General features: G+C 69.1%; 16 protein-coding genes, 1 tRNA gene, 1 other RNA gene and 1 pseudogene. 4 read left to right on the top strand and 15 right to left on the bottom strand.

What is annotated here, in order from left to right; all coding sequences use genetic code 11:
- Positions 1-27: 27 nt before the first annotated feature.
- Positions 28-1,458, bottom strand: coding sequence for an aldehyde dehydrogenase family protein (locus Pen02_RS05140; RefSeq protein ID WP_203864702.1), 1,431 nt, complete (start codon positions 1,456-1,458; stop codon positions 28-30).
- A gap of 265 nt (positions 1,459-1,723) precedes the next feature.
- Between Pen02_RS05140 and Pen02_RS05135 the strand changes: the two genes are divergently transcribed.
- On the top strand, positions 1,724-2,551 hold the full coding sequence (locus Pen02_RS05135; protein ID WP_203864701.1) for a helix-turn-helix transcriptional regulator: 828 nt from the start codon (positions 1,724-1,726) through the stop codon (positions 2,549-2,551).
- A gap of 229 nt (positions 2,552-2,780) precedes the next feature.
- On the opposite strand, the gene Pen02_RS05130 is transcribed toward Pen02_RS05135, so the two are convergent.
- Together Pen02_RS05130 and Pen02_RS05125 are read right to left on the bottom strand one after the other, a co-directional pair.
- Positions 2,781-3,536, bottom strand: coding sequence for an SDR family oxidoreductase (locus Pen02_RS05130; protein WP_203864700.1), 756 nt, complete (start codon positions 3,534-3,536; stop codon positions 2,781-2,783).
- A 1,055-nt stretch (positions 3,537-4,591) separates the two neighbouring features.
- Positions 4,592-5,837: pseudogene (locus Pen02_RS05125) on the bottom strand (IS256 family transposase).
- Positions 5,838-6,741: 904 nt separating this feature from the next.
- Here Pen02_RS05125 and Pen02_RS05120 point away from each other — a divergent pair.
- Both Pen02_RS05120 and Pen02_RS05115 read left to right on the top strand, forming a co-directional pair.
- On the top strand, positions 6,742-8,697 hold the full coding sequence (locus tag Pen02_RS05120) for a DNA/RNA helicase domain-containing protein (protein ID WP_203864699.1): 1,956 nt from the start codon (positions 6,742-6,744) through the stop codon (positions 8,695-8,697).
- An 86-nt stretch (positions 8,698-8,783) separates the two neighbouring features.
- On the top strand, positions 8,784-9,146 hold the full coding sequence (locus tag Pen02_RS05115) for a nucleotide pyrophosphohydrolase (RefSeq protein WP_203864698.1): 363 nt from the start codon (positions 8,784-8,786) through the stop codon (positions 9,144-9,146).
- A 562-nt stretch (positions 9,147-9,708) separates the two neighbouring features.
- Here the strand turns inward: Pen02_RS05115 and Pen02_RS05110 are convergent.
- From Pen02_RS05110 to Pen02_RS05100, 3 genes are all read right to left on the bottom strand, one after another.
- A tRNA-Ala gene (locus Pen02_RS05110) sits at positions 9,709-9,781 on the bottom strand.
- Positions 9,782-9,875: 94 nt separating this feature from the next.
- Positions 9,876-10,466: a YqgE/AlgH family protein gene (locus Pen02_RS05105; protein ID WP_239140088.1), complete on the bottom strand. Its 591-nt coding sequence runs from the start codon at positions 10,464-10,466 to the stop codon at positions 9,876-9,878.
- 12 nt (positions 10,467-10,478) lie between these two features.
- The gene (locus tag Pen02_RS05100) at positions 10,479-10,616 is read right to left on the bottom strand and encodes a hypothetical protein (RefSeq protein WP_203864697.1); all 138 of its coding nucleotides are present in this window, start codon (positions 10,614-10,616) and stop codon (positions 10,479-10,481) included.
- A gap of 118 nt (positions 10,617-10,734) precedes the next feature.
- Between Pen02_RS05100 and Pen02_RS05095 the strand changes: the two genes are divergently transcribed.
- Positions 10,735-11,538 (top strand): S-methyl-5'-thioadenosine phosphorylase, encoded by an 804-nt coding sequence (locus tag Pen02_RS05095; protein ID WP_203864696.1) that lies wholly within the window; start codon positions 10,735-10,737, stop codon positions 11,536-11,538.
- 41 nt (positions 11,539-11,579) lie between these two features.
- Here Pen02_RS05095 and Pen02_RS05090 read toward each other — a convergent pair whose 3' ends face one another.
- The 9 genes from Pen02_RS05090 to pruA all read right to left on the bottom strand — a co-directional run bounded on the left by Pen02_RS05090 (position 11,580) and on the right by pruA (position 21,019).
- Positions 11,580-11,993, bottom strand: a complete 414-nt coding sequence (locus Pen02_RS05090; RefSeq protein ID WP_203864695.1) for a hemerythrin domain-containing protein — start codon at positions 11,991-11,993, stop codon at positions 11,580-11,582.
- Between the two features lie 308 nt (positions 11,994-12,301).
- Positions 12,302-12,677, bottom strand: a transfer-messenger RNA (tmRNA) gene (gene ssrA, locus Pen02_RS05085).
- Positions 12,678-12,908: 231 nt separating this feature from the next.
- Positions 12,909-13,385, bottom strand: coding sequence for an SsrA-binding protein SmpB (gene smpB / locus Pen02_RS05080; protein WP_101369894.1), 477 nt, complete (start codon positions 13,383-13,385; stop codon positions 12,909-12,911).
- A gap of 141 nt (positions 13,386-13,526) precedes the next feature.
- The gene (gene ftsX / locus Pen02_RS05075; RefSeq protein WP_203864694.1) at positions 13,527-14,402 is read right to left on the bottom strand and encodes a permease-like cell division protein FtsX; all 876 of its coding nucleotides are present in this window, start codon (positions 14,400-14,402) and stop codon (positions 13,527-13,529) included.
- A gap of 104 nt (positions 14,403-14,506) precedes the next feature.
- Positions 14,507-15,187 carry a cell division ATP-binding protein FtsE gene (gene ftsE, locus Pen02_RS05070; RefSeq protein WP_101369892.1) on the bottom strand — a complete coding sequence of 227 codons (681 nt, stop codon included), beginning with the start codon at positions 15,185-15,187 and terminating at the stop codon, positions 14,507-14,509.
- Positions 15,188-15,351: 164 nt separating this feature from the next.
- Positions 15,352-16,473: a peptide chain release factor 2 gene (gene prfB / locus Pen02_RS05065; protein WP_203864693.1), complete on the bottom strand. Its 1,122-nt coding sequence runs from the start codon at positions 16,471-16,473 to the stop codon at positions 15,352-15,354.
- A gap of 109 nt (positions 16,474-16,582) precedes the next feature.
- On the bottom strand, positions 16,583-17,095 hold the full coding sequence (locus Pen02_RS05060; RefSeq protein WP_203864692.1) for a PadR family transcriptional regulator: 513 nt from the start codon (positions 17,093-17,095) through the stop codon (positions 16,583-16,585).
- A 565-nt stretch (positions 17,096-17,660) separates the two neighbouring features.
- A complete protein-coding gene (locus tag Pen02_RS05055) occupies positions 17,661-19,136 on the bottom strand; it encodes a serine/threonine-protein kinase (RefSeq protein ID WP_203864691.1) in 1,476 nt (491 codons plus the stop codon).
- A gap of 254 nt (positions 19,137-19,390) precedes the next feature.
- Positions 19,391-21,019 carry an L-glutamate gamma-semialdehyde dehydrogenase gene (pruA, locus tag Pen02_RS05050; RefSeq protein ID WP_203864690.1) on the bottom strand — a complete coding sequence of 543 codons (1,629 nt, stop codon included), beginning with the start codon at positions 21,017-21,019 and terminating at the stop codon, positions 19,391-19,393.
- Between the last annotated feature and the right edge of the window lie 4 nt (positions 21,020-21,023).

Genomic DNA, 21,023 nt, shown 5'->3' with positions numbered 1-21,023 from the left:
CGGCGGTTTCCGGGACGCGCCCCGTGGTCAGCACTGGATTGACTTGGTCTCCAGGAACTCCTCCAGACCGGCGCGGCCGAACTCCCGACCGTTGCCGGACTGCTTGTAGCCGCCGAACGGGGCGAACGGGTTCCAGTGCCCGCCGTTGACGTCGACCTGCCCCACCCGCAGCCGCCGGGCCACCGCCGTCGCCTGCTCCGGTTCGCCGAAGACACCGCTGGTGAGGCCGTACGTGGTGCTGTTGGCGATCTCGACCGCCTCGTCCTCGTCCGCGTACGGGATGACGGTCAGGACCGGCCCGAAGATCTCCTCCTGGGCGATGGCCGAGTACGGGTCGACGTTCGTGAAGATCGTCGGTCGGACGTAGGCGCCCTTCTCCAGCCCGTCCGGTCGGCCGGGGCCACCGAAGACCAGTGTCGCGCCGTCGGCGATGCCACGTTGGATGTAGCCGTCGACCTTCTCCCGGTGCGCCTCGGAGGCCATCGGACCGATCCGGGTCGCCTCGTCGGTCGGCTCGCCCACGGTGTACTCCCGAGCGGCGGCGATCGCCAGCGCCACGATCTCGTCGTGCCGCGACGCCGGTACGAGCATCCGGGGCCACGCGCCGCAGACCTGGCCGCCGTTGGCGAACGCCATCGTCACCCCGGCCCGGACCGCCGTGCCCAGGTCGGCGCCGTCGAGGATCACGTTGGCGCCCTTGCCACCGAGTTCGAGGGTCACCCGCTTGACCGTCTCGGCCGCGACCGCGCCGATCCGCCGGCCGGCCCGGGTGGACCCGGTGAACGAGATCATGTCGATGTCCCGGTGGGCGGAGATCGCCTCGCCGACCACCGGTCCCGTGCCGTAGACGACGTTGAAGACCCCGGCCGGCAGGCCCGCCTCGGCGGTCACCTCGGCGAGGATCCGCGCGGTCAGCGGGGCGGCCTCGGAGGGCTTGAAGACCATCGTGTTGCCGGCGACCAGCGCGGGCGCCAGCTTCGACACGATCTGCTGCAACGGGAAGTTCCACGGCGTGATCGCGCCGACGACGCCGACCGGCTCGCGTACGAGCAGGGAGTTTCCGACCTCCTCGGTCCAGGCGAAGTCGGCGGCCAGTGCGGCGAAGGACTCCGCGACGGCGACCGGAAAGTTGACCTGTGCGGTCCGGGACATGCCGATCGGAGAGCCCATCTCGGCGGTGATCGCCACCGCGATCTCCTCGCCCCGGGCGCCCAGGCCCGCGCCGATCCGCCGCACGACGGCGGCCCGCTCGGCCGGCGGGGTCGCGGCCCAACCGGCGAAGGCGGTACGGGCGGCGGCGACCGCCCGGTCCACGTCCTCGGCGGTACCGGCCGGAACGGTCGCCACGATCTCGCCGTTCGCCGGATTCACCACCGGAATGGTCTCGTCGGATCCGGCGGGAACCACCTCGCCGTTGATCCAGTGGCCTGGGGTGCTGCTGCTCGGATTCGCTGTCATGGACCCGAGTCTTGGTTGGCCCGAACGGCGCAACCAGGTACGACCGATCCCTGGCTGACTCGGCCGCCCCGGACGCGGCGAATATCCGGGGCCCGTCGATCCCTGGCTACCCGCCGGCCTGCGCGCGACCCTCGAAGCAGCCTGCGGAAACACCGATCACCCGGCAGTTGTTGTCACCGCTGGAAGGGTGCCATGCCGAGAGGTCGCCGGGCCGCAAGGTCGGCGGGCCGGGAGATCGCCGGGGGAAGCCAGGAAGGGAAGCACCATGGACCGGGTACGACTCGCCGAGTTCCTGCGTAGCCGGCGCGAGGCGTTGCAGCCGGAGGACGTCGGGCTGCCCCGTGGACACCGGCGGCGGCGTACCGGTGGGCTGCGCCGCGAGGAGGTCGCCGCCCTGAGTGACATGTCGACCGACTACTACAGCCGCATCGAACAGCAGCGCGGTCCCCGCCCGTCCGAGCAGATGCTCGCCGCGATCGCCCGTGGCCTGCGACTCTCGCTGGAGGAACGGGATCATCTGCTCCAGCTCGGTGGATATCCGACACCGCACCGGGTACGCCGCGCCGACCACATCAACCCCGGCATGATGCGGATCTTCGACGGTCTCGGCGACGCCACCGCCCAGGTGGTGAGCGACCTCGGCGAGACGTTGCGGCAGACCCGGCTGGCCACCGCCCTGCTCGGCGACGAGACCCGCTACACCGGCCTCGCCCGCAGCCTGCACTACCGCTGGTTCACCGATCCGGACGCCCGACGCGTGCACCCCGAGGACGACCATCCCCGGCACAGCCGGCTGATCGCCGCAGACCTGCATCGGGCGTACACCAGGGACGGGAGGGACTCGCGGGCCGGGGAGATCGTCGACGCGCTGCTCGCCGGCAGCGCCGAGTTCGCCGCGCTCTGGAGCGAGCATCCGGTGCCGACCGCGTACTGCGGCCAGAAACGGATCGACCATCCGCAGCTCGGACTTCTCGAACTGCACTGTCAGGTGCTGCTCGATCCCGACCAGTCCCAGTCGTTGCAGGTATTCACCGCCACCCCCGGCAGCGAAAGCTACGAGAAACTGCGCCTCCTCTCGGTCGTCGCCGCGTAGACGGTCTCATCGGGCGGTTGGGCGACGCCGAGGTACCGGCGCCGCCTCTCCGGGACGTTCGGCAGCGCCCCGAACGTCGTACGCAGAGCCACGCGTGTCCGGCCGACGTTCCCGGTCCGGCGGCGACCCTGGCCTCCGACCGGCACCGCGTCCAGGTAGACCTTGGCACCGTCGTATCTCGCGCGGCGGGCCGGCCGGAGGTCGGACGGTCGACAGGGCGGGTCGGCGACTACTGCCCCGCCCCGTCCAGCGTCCGCCGATCGGCCAGCCGGATCTGACCGGTCCGGGCGGCACCGAGCGGCACCAGCGCGTCCTCCGCCACGGCGGCACCGTAGTACCCGGCTGCCGGGTCGGTCACCACCTGCCGCGGGTCCTGCTCCCCGCGCAGCACCGACCGGATCACCTCGTCGAGACGGAACCGGTCGGGGCCGGCCACCTCGACGATGCCGCCGACCGGGGCGCCGAGTGCGACGTCCGCCACCGTGGCCGCCACATCGTCGGCGGCGATCGGCTGGAAGAGCACCGGTCCCAGGCGTACGGTGTCGCCGTCGGTCGAGGTGGCGGCGATGGCGTCGAGGAACTCGAAGAACTGCGTGGCCCGCACGATCGAGTACGGGATCGGCGACGCCGTGATCATCGCCTCCTGGGCCACCTTCGCCTGCATGTACCCGACGTTCGGCATCCGGTCCGCCCCGACGACCGACAGCGCCACGTGGTGGCCCACGCCGGCCGCGCCCTCGGCCGCCGCCAGGTTACCGGCGGAGGTCTCGAAGAACTGCTTCGCGGCGCCCGGGTCGAAGGAGGGCGAGTTCGACACGTCGACCACGACCGAGGCGCCATCGAGGGCCTCGGCCAGTCCTTCGCCGGTCACCGCGTTCACCCCGCTCTTCGGCGACGCCGCCAGCACCTCGTGGCCCTGCGCGCCGAGTAGGTTCACGACCTTGGAGCCGATAAGTCCGCTACCGCCGATGACGACGATCTTCATCAGGATTCCCTTGCTCACGTGTTCGTGGCGCCGACAGACGCCCTGTCACCTACAACGACCGAACGGACCGGCGATTCGTGACGGCCGGCGGCCGAGCGTCCGGGAATCCGATCCCACCGGGCGAAGCCGCGCGCCTCAGCACGGAAGGTCGACCGGCCGGCGTGCCATCCGACGGAAGGCCGGGAAGGCCGCACCAGCCGTCCTCCACGCGCCCCTGTCCACCGTGGACGACAAGTTCGGCGGGCGATCCGGAACGAGATCCTGAACGCCGGTCCAGGGCGACGGACACCGGATCGGTGACGGGCCCCGGACGGGCTTGCCGGTCATTAGCATGGGTCCACCTTTCGACCATCCAGCGGTGCCTCGTCTCGTGTCATCGAGGTTGATCGGAGATCGCGGATGGATTCAACGCCCAATGCTCGCCCGCCGATTAAGACTCGTCCTGCCGGTGGAGCGTTCCGCTCGGCTCTCGGCCAAGGTATGGAGTCCGCGGGCGGTGTCCTGCTGGGCGGCTCGACCGTCGTGGCAATCGTCGCCGTCGTGCTGCTCGGCATCCGGTGGAACATCCGGGGACGACCAACGATTCGCCACCGGTCTGTTTCTCTTGGCTGGCCGAGGGATCTGCGTCGCTGCGCCGATGATGTTCGTCGGGAGGTACGTCCGTCGGCAGGCGACGCTGCTCAAGGACTTCACGCTGGTGCTGGACGGCACCGGAGCACACTGGTCCGGGGGCTGTCGCCGAGTCCGTCGCCTGGACAGAGCTGGACCACGTCGTTGTCACCGCTAGACCGCGCCGGTCGCTACGGCTCATCTTCGCCGGACCGGGCGATCCGACCGACGCGACCGTCTGAGCTTCGTCCGTGGCCCATCTCGGGCAGCGCCTGGTAAACCCGTCCAGCTGGATCCTCGACGTACCCATCGGCCGCGTCGAGCAGCCGGCGGAGGCGCTCGTGTGGGTTCTTCGTTCGGCATCCGGCCGTCGATTCTCCCGACCCCTACCGGTCACGTCCGCGCTGGTGGTGTAGGAGACGGCCTTCGCGGGATCCGGTTTGATGTTATGCGGCGATCGGGGTCGGGTCAGGCTCGGTGGTGCCGTGTTGGTCGGGTTGGAGGATGGTGTGCCGGGCTTTGGCCAGTAGTTCCAGTCCCATGTATCGGCGGCCTTCGGTCCATTCGTCGGTCTGTTCGGCCAGGACGGCGCCGACGAGGCGGATGATCGCTGGCCGGTTCGGGAAGATCCCGACGACGTCGGTGCGGCGGCGGACCTCCTTGTTCAGCCTCTCTTGCGGGTTGTTGGACCAGATCTGACGCCAGATCTCACGCGGGAATCCGGTGAAGGCGAGGAGGTCGTCGCGGGCGGTGGCGAGGTGTTCAGCGGCGGCGGGGAACTTCGCCTCGATGGTGATCACGACCCGGTCGAACTGGGCCCGGACGGCGTCGGCGTCGGGCTGGTCGAAAGACCGTCCGCACGAGGGTGGCGATCCACGGCTGCGCGGTCTTGGGGACCTTCGTGAGCAGGTTCCGCAGGTAGTGGGAGCGGCATCGCTGCCAGGCGACGCCGGGCAGGGCAGCGCCGATCGCGGCGACGAGACCACGGTGGGCGTCGGAGATGACGAGGGTAACCCCGGACAGGCCGCGGGCGGTCAACGATCGAAGGAACGCCAACCAACCGGCCCCGTCCTCGTCCGAGGCCACGTCCAGCCCGAGGACCTCACGCTGGCCGTCGGCGTTGACTCCGACGGCGATCAGGGCGTGGACGTTGACCGTCCGGCCGGCCTCGCGGACCTTCATCGTCAACGCGTCCATCCACACGAATGCGTAGGGCCCTGCGTCGAGGGGCCGGTTCCGGAACGCTTCGACCTGCGCGTCCAGATGCGCCGCCATCTCCGAGACCTGCGACTTCGACAGCTGCCGGACCCCGAGTTGCTCGACAAGCTTCTCCACCCGCCGGGTCGATACCCCGAGCAGATACGACGTCGCGACCACCGACACCAGGGCCTGCTCGGCGCGCCGTCGGTGGGTCAGTAACCAATCCAGGAAATACGAGCCGGTACGCAGTTTCGGCACGGCGAAGTCGATGGTGTCGCCGCGAATGTCCCACTCCCGGGTTCGGTAGCCGTTCCGGGAATTGACCCGCTCATCGCTGCGCTGCCCGTACGGTGCGCCGCAGACCGCGTCCGCCTCGGCGGACATCAACGCCTGCGCGAACGTCTGGACCATCGTCCGCAACACGTCCGGTGACGCGGACTCCACCTGCTCGCGTAGCAGGTCAACAGGGTTCACACTCTCAGATGCGGCCATCGCGTTGTCTCCTTCGTTGTTGAATTTAGCCGTCTCGAAGGATCGCGCGGTGGCCGTCTCCTATCTACGCAACACGCCTATCACGGGCAAGTCGTACACCACTCCAGTGGACGTGACCCCCTACCCGGCGGAACAGTCCCCGCCGACCGAGGAGAACCCGTGAGCGACATCTCTGCCGGCCCGGATCATCCGCGCGGCATCGCATTTAGGCAGGCAGAAGTGGCGGCACGGCTCGGAGTCGGCGGCAGCCGCAGCGACGGCCGCGGGTACCGGACAACATCGGTTCCCCGAGGTATCCGTCGAGCGGCGGCGGCTCGGCGGCATTCTGTTCCAAGCCGAGGTCGCCGCCCGTCAATTGCCGTTTTCCAGCGGAGCAGACCGAACTGCGGTGGCGACGACGCCGCGTGTCAAGACAGCCAGAATTGTGCGAGGTGGCGTGAACAAGCGCAAACGATCGCCTGGCATCCGTGCCGATCCGAACCTCCCGGTTCACGTGACCGATTTATCACGCTAGACACCCTAACCCTAGGGTTCGTACATCCCTTCGGCGGAAGCCCTACCTGAGCTTGGCAGCGCGACCACGTCGATCAGTCACAGTCGGCTACCGAACCAGCCAACCCGCGACGGATTGCGATACAGAGCCGGTCAGCTGAGGAACCGAAACCCCTGACCCCCACACTGCCGGCGGCACCTCCACGGTGGAGCCGGCCAGCAAAGCCGGGCCCTCCAAATGAGCACAAGTGTCTTCCGCGACTCTCCCACGCTTCCCGACCGGGCCTCGTCCGGCTGGCGCCGGCCGGCTCCAGGCGCTCCAAGGCCCCTCGCTGCTCAACCTACGGCGATGTGTCAGAGAGATTTAGTACCTTAGGCGCCAGGCTTCAGCAGGCACCACATAGGAGGGTCCGTGCGGCAGGCACGTTACGTAGCGCCCATTGCGGAGTTCATCGGAGCCACCCGGCCGCAGACGATCGAGCGTCTCGTCCGCAACCTGCGGGGATCCGCGCTGCCGGACCGCTGGGACTCTAAGGGCGAGTCCGGGTCGTGGGCACGCAGCCTACCTGCGTTGGCGGATCTTCTGGAGGCGGCAGGGCTCCAGCGATCGTGGATAGCCGTGGAGTACAACCCGTTTCAGGCAGGGTCAGGTCGTGCCGACGCGGTCGTCATGGGGATCGGAAGTGATGGTCGGCTCACCTATCTGGTCGTGGAACTCAAACAGTGGCAGGCTGCGGCCTGGGACGCTGTGCACGAGCGTGTCACCGGTACCGGATCACGGTACGAGGGAACCGGAGGTTTGCGCCATCCCTACCGCCAAGCCCGCGATTACGCCTGGTTTGTCCGCAACTTTACGGAAGGAATGCACGACGAGGCCGGGGTTCGCATCGAAGCGGCGGCCTACCTACACAACGCTAATGCGGGACCCATCAGTACGCTACGCACGGCCGGCGACGAGGAGGGAAGGGGCACCTTCAGCGGTGATGGCGAAGGACGAAACCGGTTCCTGCAGTTGCTCCAGAAGCTATTCGACGCATCCGGTGACGGCCGGGATGCCAAGGATCGCCTACTGGAGGCGCGCTACGCCCAGGGACCTGCCGTCCTCGAAGCCGCCGCCCAAATCTTCAGCGACCGGAGCCAGTACCCGCTCACCGACGAGCAGCACGGCGTCTTCGCGACCATTCAAAATGCCGTCTCCGATGCCCTGAACGTCACCGCCGATCGCAGCCACGCAGTGATCGTGGTGAAGGGCGGCCCCGGTACGGGCAAGACATGGATCGCGTTGCACCTGCTCGGCGCCAACGCGCACGCGGGCCGGCAGATCAGCTACGCCACAAATTCGTCCTCGCTGGTGCAAGCGCTCAAGCGGTCGACCAACTTCAGAAAGACATTCGGCGTCGGCCAGGCCAACAAGCTCATCACCTCAGCCCGCACCTACTGGGACAAAACCCGATGGGTGCAGCCTCTCGACCTACTCGTCGTCGATGAAGCCCATCGTCTGGAGCGGTACACCGTCCGGGAGGTACACAACAATCGCCCCGAAGTCCAGCGGCACCTGGAAGTCAACAACATCACCCAACTGTTCGAGCTAAAGAAGTCAGCAAGGGTGCTGGTGCTCTTCATCGACGAGGACCAGGCATCGACCTACCGCGACTTCGCCACCATCGAGCACGCCCGCGAGATCGCCAACCGCACAGGCGCCTCATTTGAGGTACTGGAGCTACAGGAGCAGCACCGCAGCGGTGGCTCGCAGACCTACGAAGCCTGGGTCGACGCCCTCCTCGACGGCACCCCCACGGCCTGGCAAGACGAGGAGGCGTTCACGGTGCAGGTCGCGAACTCCCCCGAAGACCTGGAGGAGTTGGTCCTCGGCGACCCGTCCGCCCGCAGCGCACGGCTCATGGCCGGCTTCTGCTGGAAGTGGCTGCCCTGGCCCAAGTCCCCCAAGGCGATCGCCGAAATCCCCCACGACATCGAAATCAACGGTTGGCGGAAGCGCTGGAATCTCCGCAATTCCATTGACAACTTTCCCAAGGACTCCGCATGGGCCCACAACTCCAATGGGGCAGATCAGGTTGGCTCGGTCTTCACCGCTCAGGGCTTCGAGTTCGACCGCTGTGGGGTCATCATCGGTCCTGACCTGGTTTGGAGTGACCCAGTTCAGCGTCTGACCGTCCAGATAGAGGCTTCCCACTACAAGAAGCTGGTCCAGCTGTGCCGACAGGATCCCACCGAAGAAGTTCGGATCAGGAACCAGTACCGCGTGCTCCTCACCCGTGCCATGAGCAGCGTCGTCTTGTACTCCACCGACCCCGCAACTCAGGCGTTACTCAAGCGGATCGTCAACCCCGCCCAACCAGCGACATAGCCACCGGGGCTCGCCGGGTCCGTCGTCGCGACCGGCGGGCCCGTACCGTTGCGGCTGGAGTCGACCACGGAAGGAAGGGCGAGCCCATGTCTTACGAAGACTTGGCCGCGCGGTTACGGGCATTCGCGGAGGGCCGGGACTGGCAGCAGTTTCATACCCCCAAGAACCTCGCAATGGCCTTGGCCGGGGAGGTTGGTGAACTCCTGGCCGAACTGCAGTGGCTCACACCCGAGGAGTCCGTGGTCGTCATGGACACTTCCGCCGCTGAAGGCGTCCGCGCGGAGATCGGCGACGTGATGATCTACCTGACCCGGCTCGCAGACGTTCTCGGGGTCGACCTGATACAGGCAGCACACGACAAGCTGACAGACTCCGCTATCCGATACCCCATCGAGGAGGCGCGCGGATCGGCTGCCAAGGCATCGCGCACAGACCCCCGTCAACCGTAGCCGCCTTAAATCACGACGGTTGCGGTGCTCTCTACCGCCGTACCTCTGCCCCTGTACCGTGCGCGGTGCGAAGGTCAGCCAGGTGTTGTCGCGCTCGCGTTCCGCTCCGCGCCAACAGCCATGCTGAGCGCCTGCTGGATTCCGGCCGGGTTCGATCAACCTGCAACGGCGATCGCTGGATCTCATACCTTGATGCGGTCTCCCAATTGACAAGTTTTGGGAGCATATATGGTAGATCGTTCTACCATTCCCGCACCTCGACCCGTCGCCTTGATCACATACGCGACCGTGTCGATCAAACTCGTCGAACCGATGGATCCCGCCCGCTGAGTCCTAGTCCGGTTGGGACGAAGCGGGTCTACGCCGCCCGGGCAAACGCCCGCGACGCGTCGCGCAAGACCACGGATGCTCGTGGTCAAAGCATTAGACGCCTGATCGACTGAACGCAGGCCAAGATCACAACTTGATGTGGCACGTACGGCCGCACCACTACGAAAATAGCCGAAGCCCTGGTCAGGAGGCTCGCTCCTGACCAGGGCTTCGGTCTCAGTAACGCTCAGGGTGGAGCCGAGGGGACTCGAACCCCTGACCCCCACACTGCCAGTGTGGTGCGCTACCAGCTGCGCCACGGCCCCTTGCTTTACTGCCTGCCCGATCTCCCGGGCACCCGCGCAATAGTACACACCCGCACGGCCCCGGTCATCCGAGGGGCCGTCGTACCGCCCCGGGTCAGTTCAGCAGTACGTCCGGTGGGAAGTGCGCCACCGCCGCCATGATCCCGCCCTGCCGGCGCAACACCATCGGCCACAGATCGTCGGGGCGCTCCATGAACGCGTCACCGGGCAGCGCGTCCAGGACGAACCAGGATCCCCGGGCGACCTCCTCCTCCACCTGCCCTGGCGACCAGCCCGAGTATCCGGCGAAGACCCGGATGCCGGTGACCGCGTCCCGGAGCCGGTCCGGGTCCACCGACAGATCCACCGTGCCGACCGCGCCGGTGACCTGGTGGATGCCCTTGACCCGCTGGGTCGGGGTACGCATCCGGGCCAGGCAGATCGCCGACTCCGGCTGCACCGGGCCGCCCTCGAAGAGCACCGCCGGGTCCCGGGCGAGTCCGCCCCAGGCACCGAGTACCTCGGAGACCGGTACCTCGGTGGCGCGGTTGAGCACCACCCCGAGTGCGCCGCCCGCCTCGTGGGCGACCAGCAGCACCACGGTCCGGTCGAAGTTCGGGTCCTTGAGCGCAGGGGTCGCGACCAGTAGTTGACCGGTCATCGACTCCATTGACCGTCCCCCGATCGCCTGCCCCTCGCCGAACACGCCAGCCACCCGTTACTCGGCCGGCCCGAGGACCAGAGACCACTCCCCGGGCCGCCGCCGCGTCTCGTCGTCGGTCGCCACGACCCGGTACTTCACCGGCCTCGCCGGATCCGCAGGATCGATGGTGATCCTGCGCGCAGTAAACGCCATGCCACGCACCATAGCTTGCGGCACTGGCGCTGGTTAAGGTCTGTAGGGCTAGTCCACAGAGCGCTTTCACGACAATCTGGCGAGCCGGACGAGACCGGAACGGGAGAGGCGGGGGACGATGGGTCCGCAGGCGGAACTCGCGGTGATCGGCGGATCCGGCCTCTACGCGCTGCTGGAGGACGCTACCGAGCACCAGGTCGAGACGCCGTACGGACCGCCGTCCGATCCGATCACCGTCGCGCGGGTGGCCGGACGTGCGGTCGCGTTCCTGCCCCGGCACGGGCGCGACCACCGCTTTCCGCCACACCTGATTCCGTACCGGGCGAACCTGTGGGCGTTGCGGTCGATCGGCGTACGCCAGATCCTCGCCCCCTGCGCGGTCGGCGGGCTGCGGCCGGAACTCGGCCCCGGCACGTTCGTCGTCCCGGACCAGCTCGTCGACCGGACCAGTGGCCGGGCCCAGACCTACTACGACAAGGGCGCGGTGCACGTCTCGTTCGCCGACCCGTACTGCCCGCGCGGCCGGGGTACGGTGCTGGCCGCCACGGCCGCGCACGGCATCGAGGCGCACGACGGCGGCACGATGGTGGTGGTGGAGGGGCCGAGGTTCTCCACCCGGGCCGAGTCCCGCTGGTACTCCGCGATCGGTGGCGCGATCATCAACATGACCGGTCATCCGGAGGCGGTACTCGCCCGCGAGCTGGCGCTCTGCTACACCGCCGTGGCGCTGGTCACCGACCTCGACGCGGGCGTGGAGGGCGGGCACGCGGTGACCCAGGAGGAGGTGTTCCGGGTCTTCGGCGAGAACACCGCGCGGCTACGCGAGGTACTGCTCGACGCCGTCGGCCGGCTCTCCACCGACCGCGACTGCCCGTGCCCGCACAGCCTCGACGGCATCAAGCTGCCGATCGACCTGCCCTGAGCACTTCTAGCCCGGGTCGGGACAACCCGCCGGGTACCCCGTCAGGTCTCCCCGCCGATGTCCGTCTGGTACGCCTCGTAGACCAGGTCCGCGCCGCGCTGCCGGTGCCGGGACAGTTCCCGGAGCAGATCGGTGGCCCGGTTCCGCAGCTCGCTCACACCGATCTCCGGCAGGTCGACCCGACGTTGCAGGGCAGCCATCGTGGCGACCACCGCGACATGTTCCCGGATCAGCACGTGTACGCCCCGGGCCAGCCGGGGCGCGTGGTCCAGCAGTTCGGCGTAGAGCCCGTCCGGCCCCTCGGTGACCACCATGTGCTCGGCGAAGGCGCCCCGCAGTCCACCGAGGCTGGACCGGACCCGGGGTCGCCAGCCCGGATCCCGGGCCGGTGCGGCGAGCGCCTGCTCCAGGAACTGGATCTCGCTGCGCAACGCCGCCCGTCGACGTCTGACCATCCGCACCGTGGCCGACCCGGACGGCGTCTCCGGTGACGGCGACGCGGGCGGCGTGGGGATCGATAGCTGGTGCTGGTTCGGGTTGGTCGGCATAACCACCTCCCGCGGAGCGGCACCTACCGGATGTATCCACGATGGTGCTGCCAGCCGCGTACCGCTGTCGAGCCTTGCGGTGCGGCTCATCTGCCCCACTGGCCCCAGCGGCCTCAGCCACCCCAGCAGCACCGCCGACCACCCTGGCGGGACCGGCGAAGCCGGAAAGGCGACTGCGCCCCGGTCCGTGGTGGACCGGGGCGCAGCCATCGACGTCGTGGAGGTGCCGGGAATCGAACCCGGGTCCTTCGTCGCCTTGCCAGGGCTTCTCCGAGCGCAGCTCGCTGTGCCTCTACTCGGCCCCTCCGATCACGCGAGCGAGTCGGTGTGACGGGCCCAGTCGCTGATTAATCTCGCCGCACGGACCCCGCGACCGGGTCCGGTTGGCCAGCCTCCTAGCTGATGCCGGCTAGCTGGGTCGAAGGCACTCCCAGGCCGACAGACTTGCTACTCGCCTCAGGCGGCGAGAGCGAAGTCAGCGCGATTGCTCTTGGCGCTTATTGGTTTCCGACGACCGATTCTCGAGACGACGTCGGCTTCCTCGGCTCGCTTCCCCTGCCTTAACGTACGAAGTCGAAACCAGTCACCCCCTGTGTCCTCCCGGCTCGTGGACACGAACCGAGAGAGTTTCCGCACCGCCTGTCGGCGGCCACCCCAAGCCTAACGCCTCGGCCCGCCGACTTCATTCCGGATACCGGCCCGCCACACCGGCGGAGCCGGACAGCCGGCGGTAACGTGCGTCACAGGCCGTTCCGGGCCGGGTGGGACCGTTCCCGGCCGGACGGGACGTCGGGGCAATCACCGGAGGACCGGGGCCGGACGTCAGCCCATGCCCTTGCCGCGCCGGCCGGCCACCTTGGCGATCTCCCGATCGGCGTCCCGCTTGGCCAGGTCCTGCCGCTTGTCGTACGACTTCTTGCCCTTGGCCAGGCCGATCTCGACCTTGGCCCAGCCGTCCGAGAAGTACACCGACAGCGGCACCAGGGTCAGGCCGCTCTCCTTCAACTTGCCGATCAGTCGGCTGATCTCCTGGCGGTTGAGCAGCAGTTTGCGGGTACGCCGGGGTTCGTGGTTGGTCCACGTCCCCTGGGCGTACTCCGGGATGTGCATCCCGTGTAGGTAGATCTCGCCGTCCCGCTCCTGGGCGAAGGCGTCGACCAGGGACGCCCGTCCGGCGCGCAGCGACTTGACCTCGGTACCGGTCAGCGCCATGCCCGCCTCGTAGGTGTCGAGGATGGCGTAGTCGTGCCGCGCCTTGCGGTTGGAGGCGACGACCTTCCGCCCCTTCTCCCGTGGCATCGGCGCCACACCCCTCTCCTCGTCGTACCTGTGGACAACCGCGCAATGCTACCTCGCGACACAGGGCCTCCGGCTCACGCTTTTCCACGCGCACCGGAGGCCCTGCGGTCGATCGGAAGCCGCGTCAGCGGCGGGAGGAAGCTAGACCCTCAGGTAGAACCGGAGCGTCACCCAGGCGGTGACGGCGCTGACCAGACCACCGACCCCGGCCATGAACGGGAACATCAGCAGCACCGTGCTCCACTCGATCGGAGTGAGCAGGTCGGTGAGGTCCCGCAGCGAACCGTCCAGCAGGAAGATCTTGCCCAGCACCAGCGCACCGAAGCCGATGATCGCGCCGAGCAGGCCGGCCACCACCGCCTCCAGCACGAACGGCGCCTGGATGAACCAGTTCGAGGCACCGACCAGCTTCATCACCGCGACCTCGCGGCGCTTGCTGTAGGCGGCCACCTGGATCGTGTTCGCGACCAGCAGCAGCGCGGCGATCGCCATCACCGAGGCCGACACCAGGGCCATGTTCTGGACCGCGCCGAGGATGTTGAAGATCTGTTCGAGCAGGCGACGCTGGTCGATGATGTCGTCGATGCCCTCGCGACCCTTGTAGGTGTCGAAGATCTTCTGGTACTGCTCCGGGTCGACCAGATTGACCCGGAACGACTCGGGGAGCTTGTCCGCCTGCACCGCCTTGACGAGGTCGGGCGAGTCGGCGAAGAGCTTCTGGAACCGCTCGTACGCCTCCTGCTTGGACTCGTACTTGACCTCCCGGACGAGCGGGTCGCCCTCCAGGTCGGTCTGCAACTGGGTGCGCTGTTCCTCGGTCACGCCCGCGACGAGGAAGATCGATACCTCGATGTCCTTGTAGTACGCGTCTTTCATGGCGTCGACCTGGAGGTACATCAGGCCGCTCGCGCCGAGCATGGTCAGTGAGACCGCCATCGTGATGATCATCGCGATGGTCATGGTCACGTTGCGCCACAGCCCGACCAACACCTCGGACAGGACGTATTTCAAGCGCATCGGGGGGTTCCTTCCGGATCTCCGCAGGAGTCGTTCGTCGTCGAATCAGGGCCGGTGTCGGGCCGGACCGGGGGCAGGTCCGGCCGGGGCCGACGGGGACACGGTCAGCCGTAGACGCCCCGGGCCTGGTCACGCACGATGCGACCACTCTCGATCTCGATGACGCGACGGCGCATCTGGTTGACGATGTTGGAGTCGTGGGTGACCATCACGACCGTGGTACCGGTGCGGTTGATCCGGTCCAGCAGACGCATGATCTCGATCGAGGTGTCCGGGTCGAGGTTTCCGGTGGGCTCGTCGGCCAGCAGGATCAGCGGCCGGTTGACGAACGCCCGGGCCACCGCCACGCGCTGCTGCTCACCGCCGGAGAGTTCGTGCGGGTAGCGGTGCTCCTTGCCACCGAGCCCGACCAGTTCCAGCACCTCGGGCACGACCCGGCGGGCGACCGCCTTGGTCTTGCCGATGACTTCGAGGGCGAACGCGACGTTCTCGTACGCGGTGCGGTTGGGCAGCAGCCGGAAGTCCTGGAAGACGCAGCCGATCGAGCGCCGGAAGTTCGGGATCTTCCAGGAACGCATCGAGGTGACGTCCTTGTTGTTGACCATCACCCGGCCCTTGTTGGGCGTCACCTCGTGCAGCAGCAGCTTGATGATTGTCGACTTGCCGGAACCGGAGGGACCGATGAAGAAGACGAACTCACCCTTCTCGATCGAGACCGACACGCTGTCGAGCGACGGCCGGGACGCCTTCGGGTACGTCTTCGTCACTTGCTCAAGCTGAATCACGGGTGGTGAGTCTACGCGTCGTAACGAAAAGGCCAAGCCCGGAGCCCGGCCTGTCCGTGCGACATTTATCGTGAAACTGCACTGCGTCCGGCGTTCCTCACGCCCTGCACATGGAAACGATCACCGCTGTCGACGCAACGCAGCGACACGGACGCGAGCCGTGTTCACGCGGCGTCACCGGCAAGCTGCCGCTGTTTCCGCCAGCGGATCCCGGCCTCGATAAAACCGTCCAAATCACCGTCGAACACCGAAGCCGGGTTGCCCGTCTCCTGTTCTGTACGCAGATCCTTCACCATCTGATAAGGGTGCAGGACGTACGACCGCATCTGGTCGCCCCACGAGCCGGCGGCGTCGGTCTTCAGGCCCTCCAGTTTGGCCTGCTCCTCCCGGCGCTTGCGCTCCAGCAGCCGGGCCTGGAGCACCCGCAGCGCGGACGCCTTGTTCTGGAGCTGGGACTTCTCGTTCTGGCAGGTCACCACGATGCCGGTCGGGATGTGCGTGATCCGCACCGCCGAGTCGGTGGTGTTCACGCTCTGCCCGCCGGGACCCGACGACCGGTAGACGTCGACCCGGAGCTCGTTCTCCGGAATGTCGATATGGTCGGTCTGCTCGGTGACCGGCAGCACCTCGACCCCGGCGAAGCTGGTCTGCCGGCGGCCCTGGTTGTCGAACGGGCTGATCCGGACCAGCCGGTGCGTGCCGGCCTCGACACTGAGCGTCCCGTACGCGTACGGGACCTTGACCGCGAAGGTGGCCGACTTCAGCCCCGCCTCCTCGGCGTACGACGTCTCGTAGACCTCGGTCGGGTAGCCGTGCCGCTCGGCCCAGCGCAGGTACATCCGGAGCAGCATCTCGGCGAAGTCGGCCGCGTCGACGCCACCGGCACCGGCCCGGATCGCGATCAGCGCCTCCCGGGAGTCGTACTCCCCGGACAGCAGGGTACGAACCTCCATCTCCTGGATGGCCTTGGTCAGCCCGCCGATCTCCGTCTCGACCTCGCCGAGCACCCCCGCGTCGGCCTCCGCCTCGGCGAGTTCGAGCAGCACCCGGGCGTCGTCGAGCCGACCGCGCAGGCTCTCCAGCTTGGCGATCTCTCCGTTGACGTACGAAAGCTTGGAGGTCACATCCTGCGCGCGGGCCTGGTCGTCCCACAGGTCCGGCGCGGAGGCCGCCTCCTCCAGTTCCGCCTTGGCCTGACGCAGCCGATCAACATCGAGGACGGCCTCGATGTTGCGGAGCGTAGCGTCAAGATCCTTGAGTTGGTCGGCGTAATCGGCAGCGGTCACGACAGTCAAGAGTACTGGTCGTCCGCACGACCGGGTCGGCGCCGGCAGCGAAGCGCTTCGGCGCGTCCGCCGGGCCTCACCCTGGCCGGTCGGCCGGGCCGGAATCGGCTCAGACGGGCGCGCTCTTCAGCCAGGACAGCGCCGCCTTGTGGTACGCGACGGCGAACTCCAAGGCGGCGGCGCCGTACGAGTCGCCGGCCTTCTTGGCGTCCTTGGCCTGCTCCCGGGCTGCCGCGAGCGCCTCGGCGTGGTACTCGTTAGCGCTGCTCATCAGGGTGCGCAACTGCGTCGCCGAGTGCTGCGGGCCGAAGGCGACCCGGAGCGCCGTCGGGTTACGCACCGTGTCCCGCCCGGGCATCTCGGTGAGCCAGCGGGAGAACGTCCGTTTCCCGGCCGCCGTGATCGCGTAGGGCTGGCTGGAGCGGGGGCCGGGCTTGCCGAGCCGGACCAGGCCCTGCTCGGCCAATGCCGGCAACTCCCGGTAGACCTGGCTCCGGGTCATCGACCAGTACGGCGCCAGCCGGCGCTCGGCGGCGGCCATCAACTGGCCGCCTGTCATCGGTCCTTCGTGGAGCAGCCCGAGCAGGGCTGCCGCGGTGGGGTTGATACCAGTATCCGCCATGGCCTCCACGCTGCCACTTTGCCGGCGCCGCGTCCAGGATTTGGCACTATCCGCTGGTAACCGTCTCCATTGTGCACTGTTCTCGGGCGACAGTCGGATGAGGACGATCGATGGATCGGGCCCACCGGGGCACGGCGGAGCCGACCGCCGGGCGCGCGGTGCGCCAGCTCCGGCGACCCGGCCGCGCCACCCGGGCGGGCGGCGGTTCCGCGTTCCGGCGGGCCGGGGCAGGACACCCGGCCGCCGCTCGGCGACCCGGTGCGGGAACCCCCCGCGGGGGATCGGACGGTGACCGGTGTGCCGTTGCACACCCTGGTCACTCCGGTTCCCGGCGTGGCCGACGTCGAGCGCGCGACCACTGGTTACACCGTGCGCCAATTGGGGAGGTTAGTAAACTTTCATCGCTTATGTGGGCTTTTGCCGGAAGGCTCGCAATCGGGCTTGCGCCCGGCCATGTTACGCGCACCGGCCGCGTTCAGCTCGACGCCCGGGGTCGGCGGACCCGGGTCACCTACCGGAGCCGTCCGGTCCGGGTCACCCACCAGGGCCGTCGGGTCCGGGTCACCTACCGGAGCCGTCGGTCCGGGTGACCGGAGGTCGGGATGTCGTCGGGCATCGGGCTAACCCCGTCCGGCGCCCCGACACCGTCCGCCGTTCCGGTCGGAGTTGCCGACGGCATCCCCTCGGACGACCGGGGCACCGGCCCGGTCGGTGCGGCGCCGGAGGTCTGCGGCGGGCCGCCCACCGAGGGGCCGGCACCACTACTCGAAGCGGACCCGACCAGGCTCGGCGCGACCGGGCTCGCTTTCCGGTGCCGGTCGTGCGCCGTCCCGGGATCGACGGAGAGCGTGGCCAGCAGCGTGGCGGCGAACACCGCGCCGGCACCCACCAGCACGGCAGCGGCGGCCGGTGGCCGGCGCCGGTACGGCCACGCCGACACGGCGGTTGCCCGCCCGGAGTACGGCGACGCCGCCGCGACCGTCGGCCGACGGGGGTAGAGCGACCCCGACGTGGCCGGCGGATCCGGCCGGTCCGGCGGGGTCGGCGTGGTGGCGGTGGTGCGGCCGACCCGGGCCGAGCCGGTGGCCGTACCGAGCGACCCCGACGTGGCCGGTGGGTCCGGCCGGGTCGGCGTGGTGGCGGTGGTGCGGCCGACCCGGGCCGAGCCGGTGGCCGTACCGGCGGACCGGGGCCACCAGGTGACCAGGTCGGCCGAGGGACGGGGCAGGGCGGTCAGCCCGTCCAGGGCCGGCTCCATGCCGCGTAGCCGGGCGGCGGCGCGTACCGCGTCGGGGCGGTCGGCCGGATCCGTCGCCAGGCAGTGCTCGACGAACTGCCAGACCACCGGCGGCAGTCCGGGCGGCGGTACCGGCCGGCAGTTGCGGTGCCGGTCGAGCACCTCGGCCGGCGACCCGCCCCGGTACGGGCTGCGCCCGGTGACCAGTTCGAAGAGCACGATGCCGAGCGCGTACACGTCGCTGGCGGGGGTGGGCGGGCCGCCGTCGACCACCTCCGGCGCCACGTACTCCGGAGTGGCCTGGGTGTCCGGCCAGGCCGGTCCGGAACCCACCGGACGGGCCGCGCCGAAGTCGACCAGCCGGACCAGCCCGCCGTCGGCCGGTACGACCAGGTTGCCCGGCTTCACGTCGCCGTGCACGATGTCCCGGCCGTGCAGGTAGGCCAGTGCCCCGGCGAGTTGCGCCGTCACCTCGGCCGCGATCCCCGGCGGGACCGGTCCGGTACGCCACAGCCGCCGCCGCAGGTCCTCCCCGGCGACCAACTCCATCACCAGCGCCCGGTCCCACCCCTGCCCGAGTACCTCGATGGCGCGGACCACGCACGGGTGGTCGAGACCGGCGAGGATCTCCGTCTCGGCGGCGAACGCTGCCAGTACGTCCGGCCGGGTGGCGGCCTGCGGACGCAGCATCTTGACCGCCACCGGTCTGCCGTCGCGCAGGTCGACCGCCTGCCAGACCATCCCGGTCGCGCCGCGCGCGACCTCCCGGGTGAGTCGGTATCGGTCGCCCAGCACCCGATCCATCACGTGCCCTCCCCTGACCCCGGGTCGCCGTCCGCCGCGTCGCCGTTGCCGGACGGACGGTCACCTTCCGCTGTCTGGGAGTGACGCTAGGGCGATCGGATCGGGCGGCGAGCCGGCCGGAGCCGGGCTGGCACGAACCGGGGACGCCGGGCGTGCCCGGCTGGCACGAACCCGGGACCCGGCACATCGGCGGGGCCCCGACACGAGGTCGGGACCCCGACGTGCATTCGACGGTCAGGCCCGCAGGGCGCGGGTCAGGCCATGTGCGGGTAGCGGTGGTCGGTCGGCGGGGCGAAGGTCTCCTTCACGGTGCGCGGCGACATCCACCGGGCCAGGTTGTGCCACGAGCCGGCCTTGTCGTTGGTACCGCTGGCCCGGGCGCCGCCGAACGGCTGCTGCCCGACCACCGCACCGGTCGGCTTGTCGTTGATGTAGAAGTTGCCGGCGGCGTACCGGAGGGTCTCGGTGGCCCAGTCGACCACCCGGCGATCGGTGGCGAAGATCGCGCCGGTCAGGGCGTACGGGGCGACGGACTCGGCCTGCCGCACCGTCTCCTCGAACCGGGCGTCCTCGTAGACGTGCACCCCGAGGATCGGCCCGAAGTACTCGGTGGTGAACGACTTGTGCCCGGGGTCGGAGCACTCGAACAGGGTCGGCCGGACGAACCAGCCGACCGAGTCGTCGGCGGTGCCGCCCGCCACGATCCGGCAGGCGGAGTCGCTGCCGATCATGTCGAGCGCGTCGGTGTGCCGGGCGAACGCCTTGGCGTCGATCACCGCGCCACCGAAGTTGGTGAAATCGGTGACGTCGCCGTACGCCAGCCCGTCGGCGGTGGCGGCGAGCCGATCCCGCAGGCCGGCCTCCCACAGCGACCGCGGCACGTACGCCCGGGACGCGGCCGAGCACTTCTGCCCCTGGTACTCGTACGCCCCGCGGATCAGCGCGGTGTGCAGCGCGTCCGCGTCGGCGCTGGGGTGCGCGACCACGAAGTCCTTGCCGCCGGTCTCGCCGACCAGCCGGGGGTAGCCCCGGTAGTTCGCGATGTTCTCGCCGACGCCCTGCCAGAGCTTCTGGAACACCTTGGTCGAGCCGGTGAAGTGAATGCCGGCCAGATCGGGGTCGGCCAGGGTCACCTCGGAGACCGCGATGCCGTCCCCGGTGACCATGTTGATCACGCCGGGCGGCAGGCCGGCCGCCTCGAAGAGCCGCATGGTGAAGTGCGCCGCGAGTTGTTGGGTCGGCGCGGGCTTCCAGACGACGGTGTTGCCGAGCAGCGCGGGCGCGGCCGGAAGGTTGCCGGCGATCGCGGTGAAGTTGAACGGGGTGACGGCGTAGACGAAGCCCTCCAGCGGCCGGTGGTCGAACCGGTTCCACACCCCGCTCGACGAGAGCGGTTGCTCGGCGAGGAGCTTGCGGGCGAAGGCGACGTTGAAGCGGAGGAAGTCGATCAGCTCGCAGGCGGAATCGATCTCGGCCTGGATCGCCGTCTTGGACTGGCCGAGCATCGTCGCCGCGTTGAGGGTGTCCCGCCAGGGTCCGGCGAGCAGGTCGGCGGCGCGGAGGAAAACGGCAGCCCGGTCTGCAAAGGACAAATCACGCCACATCGGGGCAGCTTGCTTCGCAGCCGTCACCGCCGCCTGCGCATCCGCGTTGGTTGCGTTGTGGGTGACCCCCAGCACATGCTGGTGCCGGTGCGGCTGTACGACGTCGATCGCGGCACCCGCACCCATCCGTTGCGTACCGCCGATGGTCATCGGCAGTTCGTGCCGCTCGGCGGCCAGCTCGCCGAGCCGACGTTGCAGGCTGGCCCGTTCGGCGCTGCCGGGCGCGTAGTCGCGGACCGGCTCGTTACGCGGCTCGGGTACGGAGAGAACGGCGTCCATGGGA

Origin of the sequence: Plantactinospora endophytica (genome assembly GCF_016862915.1) — a bacterium.
GTDB lineage: Bacteria > Actinomycetota > Actinomycetes > Mycobacteriales > Micromonosporaceae > Plantactinospora > Plantactinospora endophytica.
The sequence above is the reverse complement of the archived record's forward strand: the minus strand, read 5'-3'. Positions and strand labels throughout refer to the sequence as shown.

Bases quoted from the DNA above. Each gene is read 5' to 3' on its own strand.
- Pen02_RS05090 (WP_203864695.1), bottom strand. From the start codon at position 11,993: ATGGTCAGACGTCGACGGGCGGCGTTGCGCAGCGAGATCCAGTTCCTG.
- Pen02_RS05095 (WP_203864696.1), top strand. From the start codon at position 10,735: ATGGGTCCGCAGGCGGAACTCGCGGTGATCGGCGGATCCGGCCTCTAC.
- Pen02_RS05135 (WP_203864701.1), top strand. From the start codon at position 1,724: ATGGACCGGGTACGACTCGCCGAGTTCCTGCGTAGCCGGCGCGAGGCG.
- ftsX (WP_203864694.1), bottom strand. From the start codon at position 14,402: ATGCGCTTGAAATACGTCCTGTCCGAGGTGTTGGTCGGGCTGTGGCGC.
- Pen02_RS05130 (WP_203864700.1), bottom strand. From the start codon at position 3,536: ATGAAGATCGTCGTCATCGGCGGTAGCGGACTTATCGGCTCCAAGGTC.
- Pen02_RS05055 (WP_203864691.1), bottom strand. From the start codon at position 19,136: ATGGATCGGGTGCTGGGCGACCGATACCGACTCACCCGGGAGGTCGCG.
- Pen02_RS05100 (WP_203864697.1), bottom strand. From the start codon at position 10,616: ATGGCGTTTACTGCGCGCAGGATCACCATCGATCCTGCGGATCCGGCG.
- Pen02_RS05140 (WP_203864702.1), bottom strand. From the start codon at position 1,458: ATGACAGCGAATCCGAGCAGCAGCACCCCAGGCCACTGGATCAACGGC.
- Pen02_RS05060 (WP_203864692.1), bottom strand. From the start codon at position 17,095: ATGGCGGATACTGGTATCAACCCCACCGCGGCAGCCCTGCTCGGGCTG.
- Pen02_RS05115 (WP_203864698.1), top strand. From the start codon at position 8,784: ATGTCTTACGAAGACTTGGCCGCGCGGTTACGGGCATTCGCGGAGGGC.
- pruA (WP_203864690.1), bottom strand. From the start codon at position 21,019: ATGGACGCCGTTCTCTCCGTACCCGAGCCGCGTAACGAGCCGGTCCGC.
- smpB (WP_101369894.1), bottom strand. From the start codon at position 13,385: ATGCCACGGGAGAAGGGGCGGAAGGTCGTCGCCTCCAACCGCAAGGCG.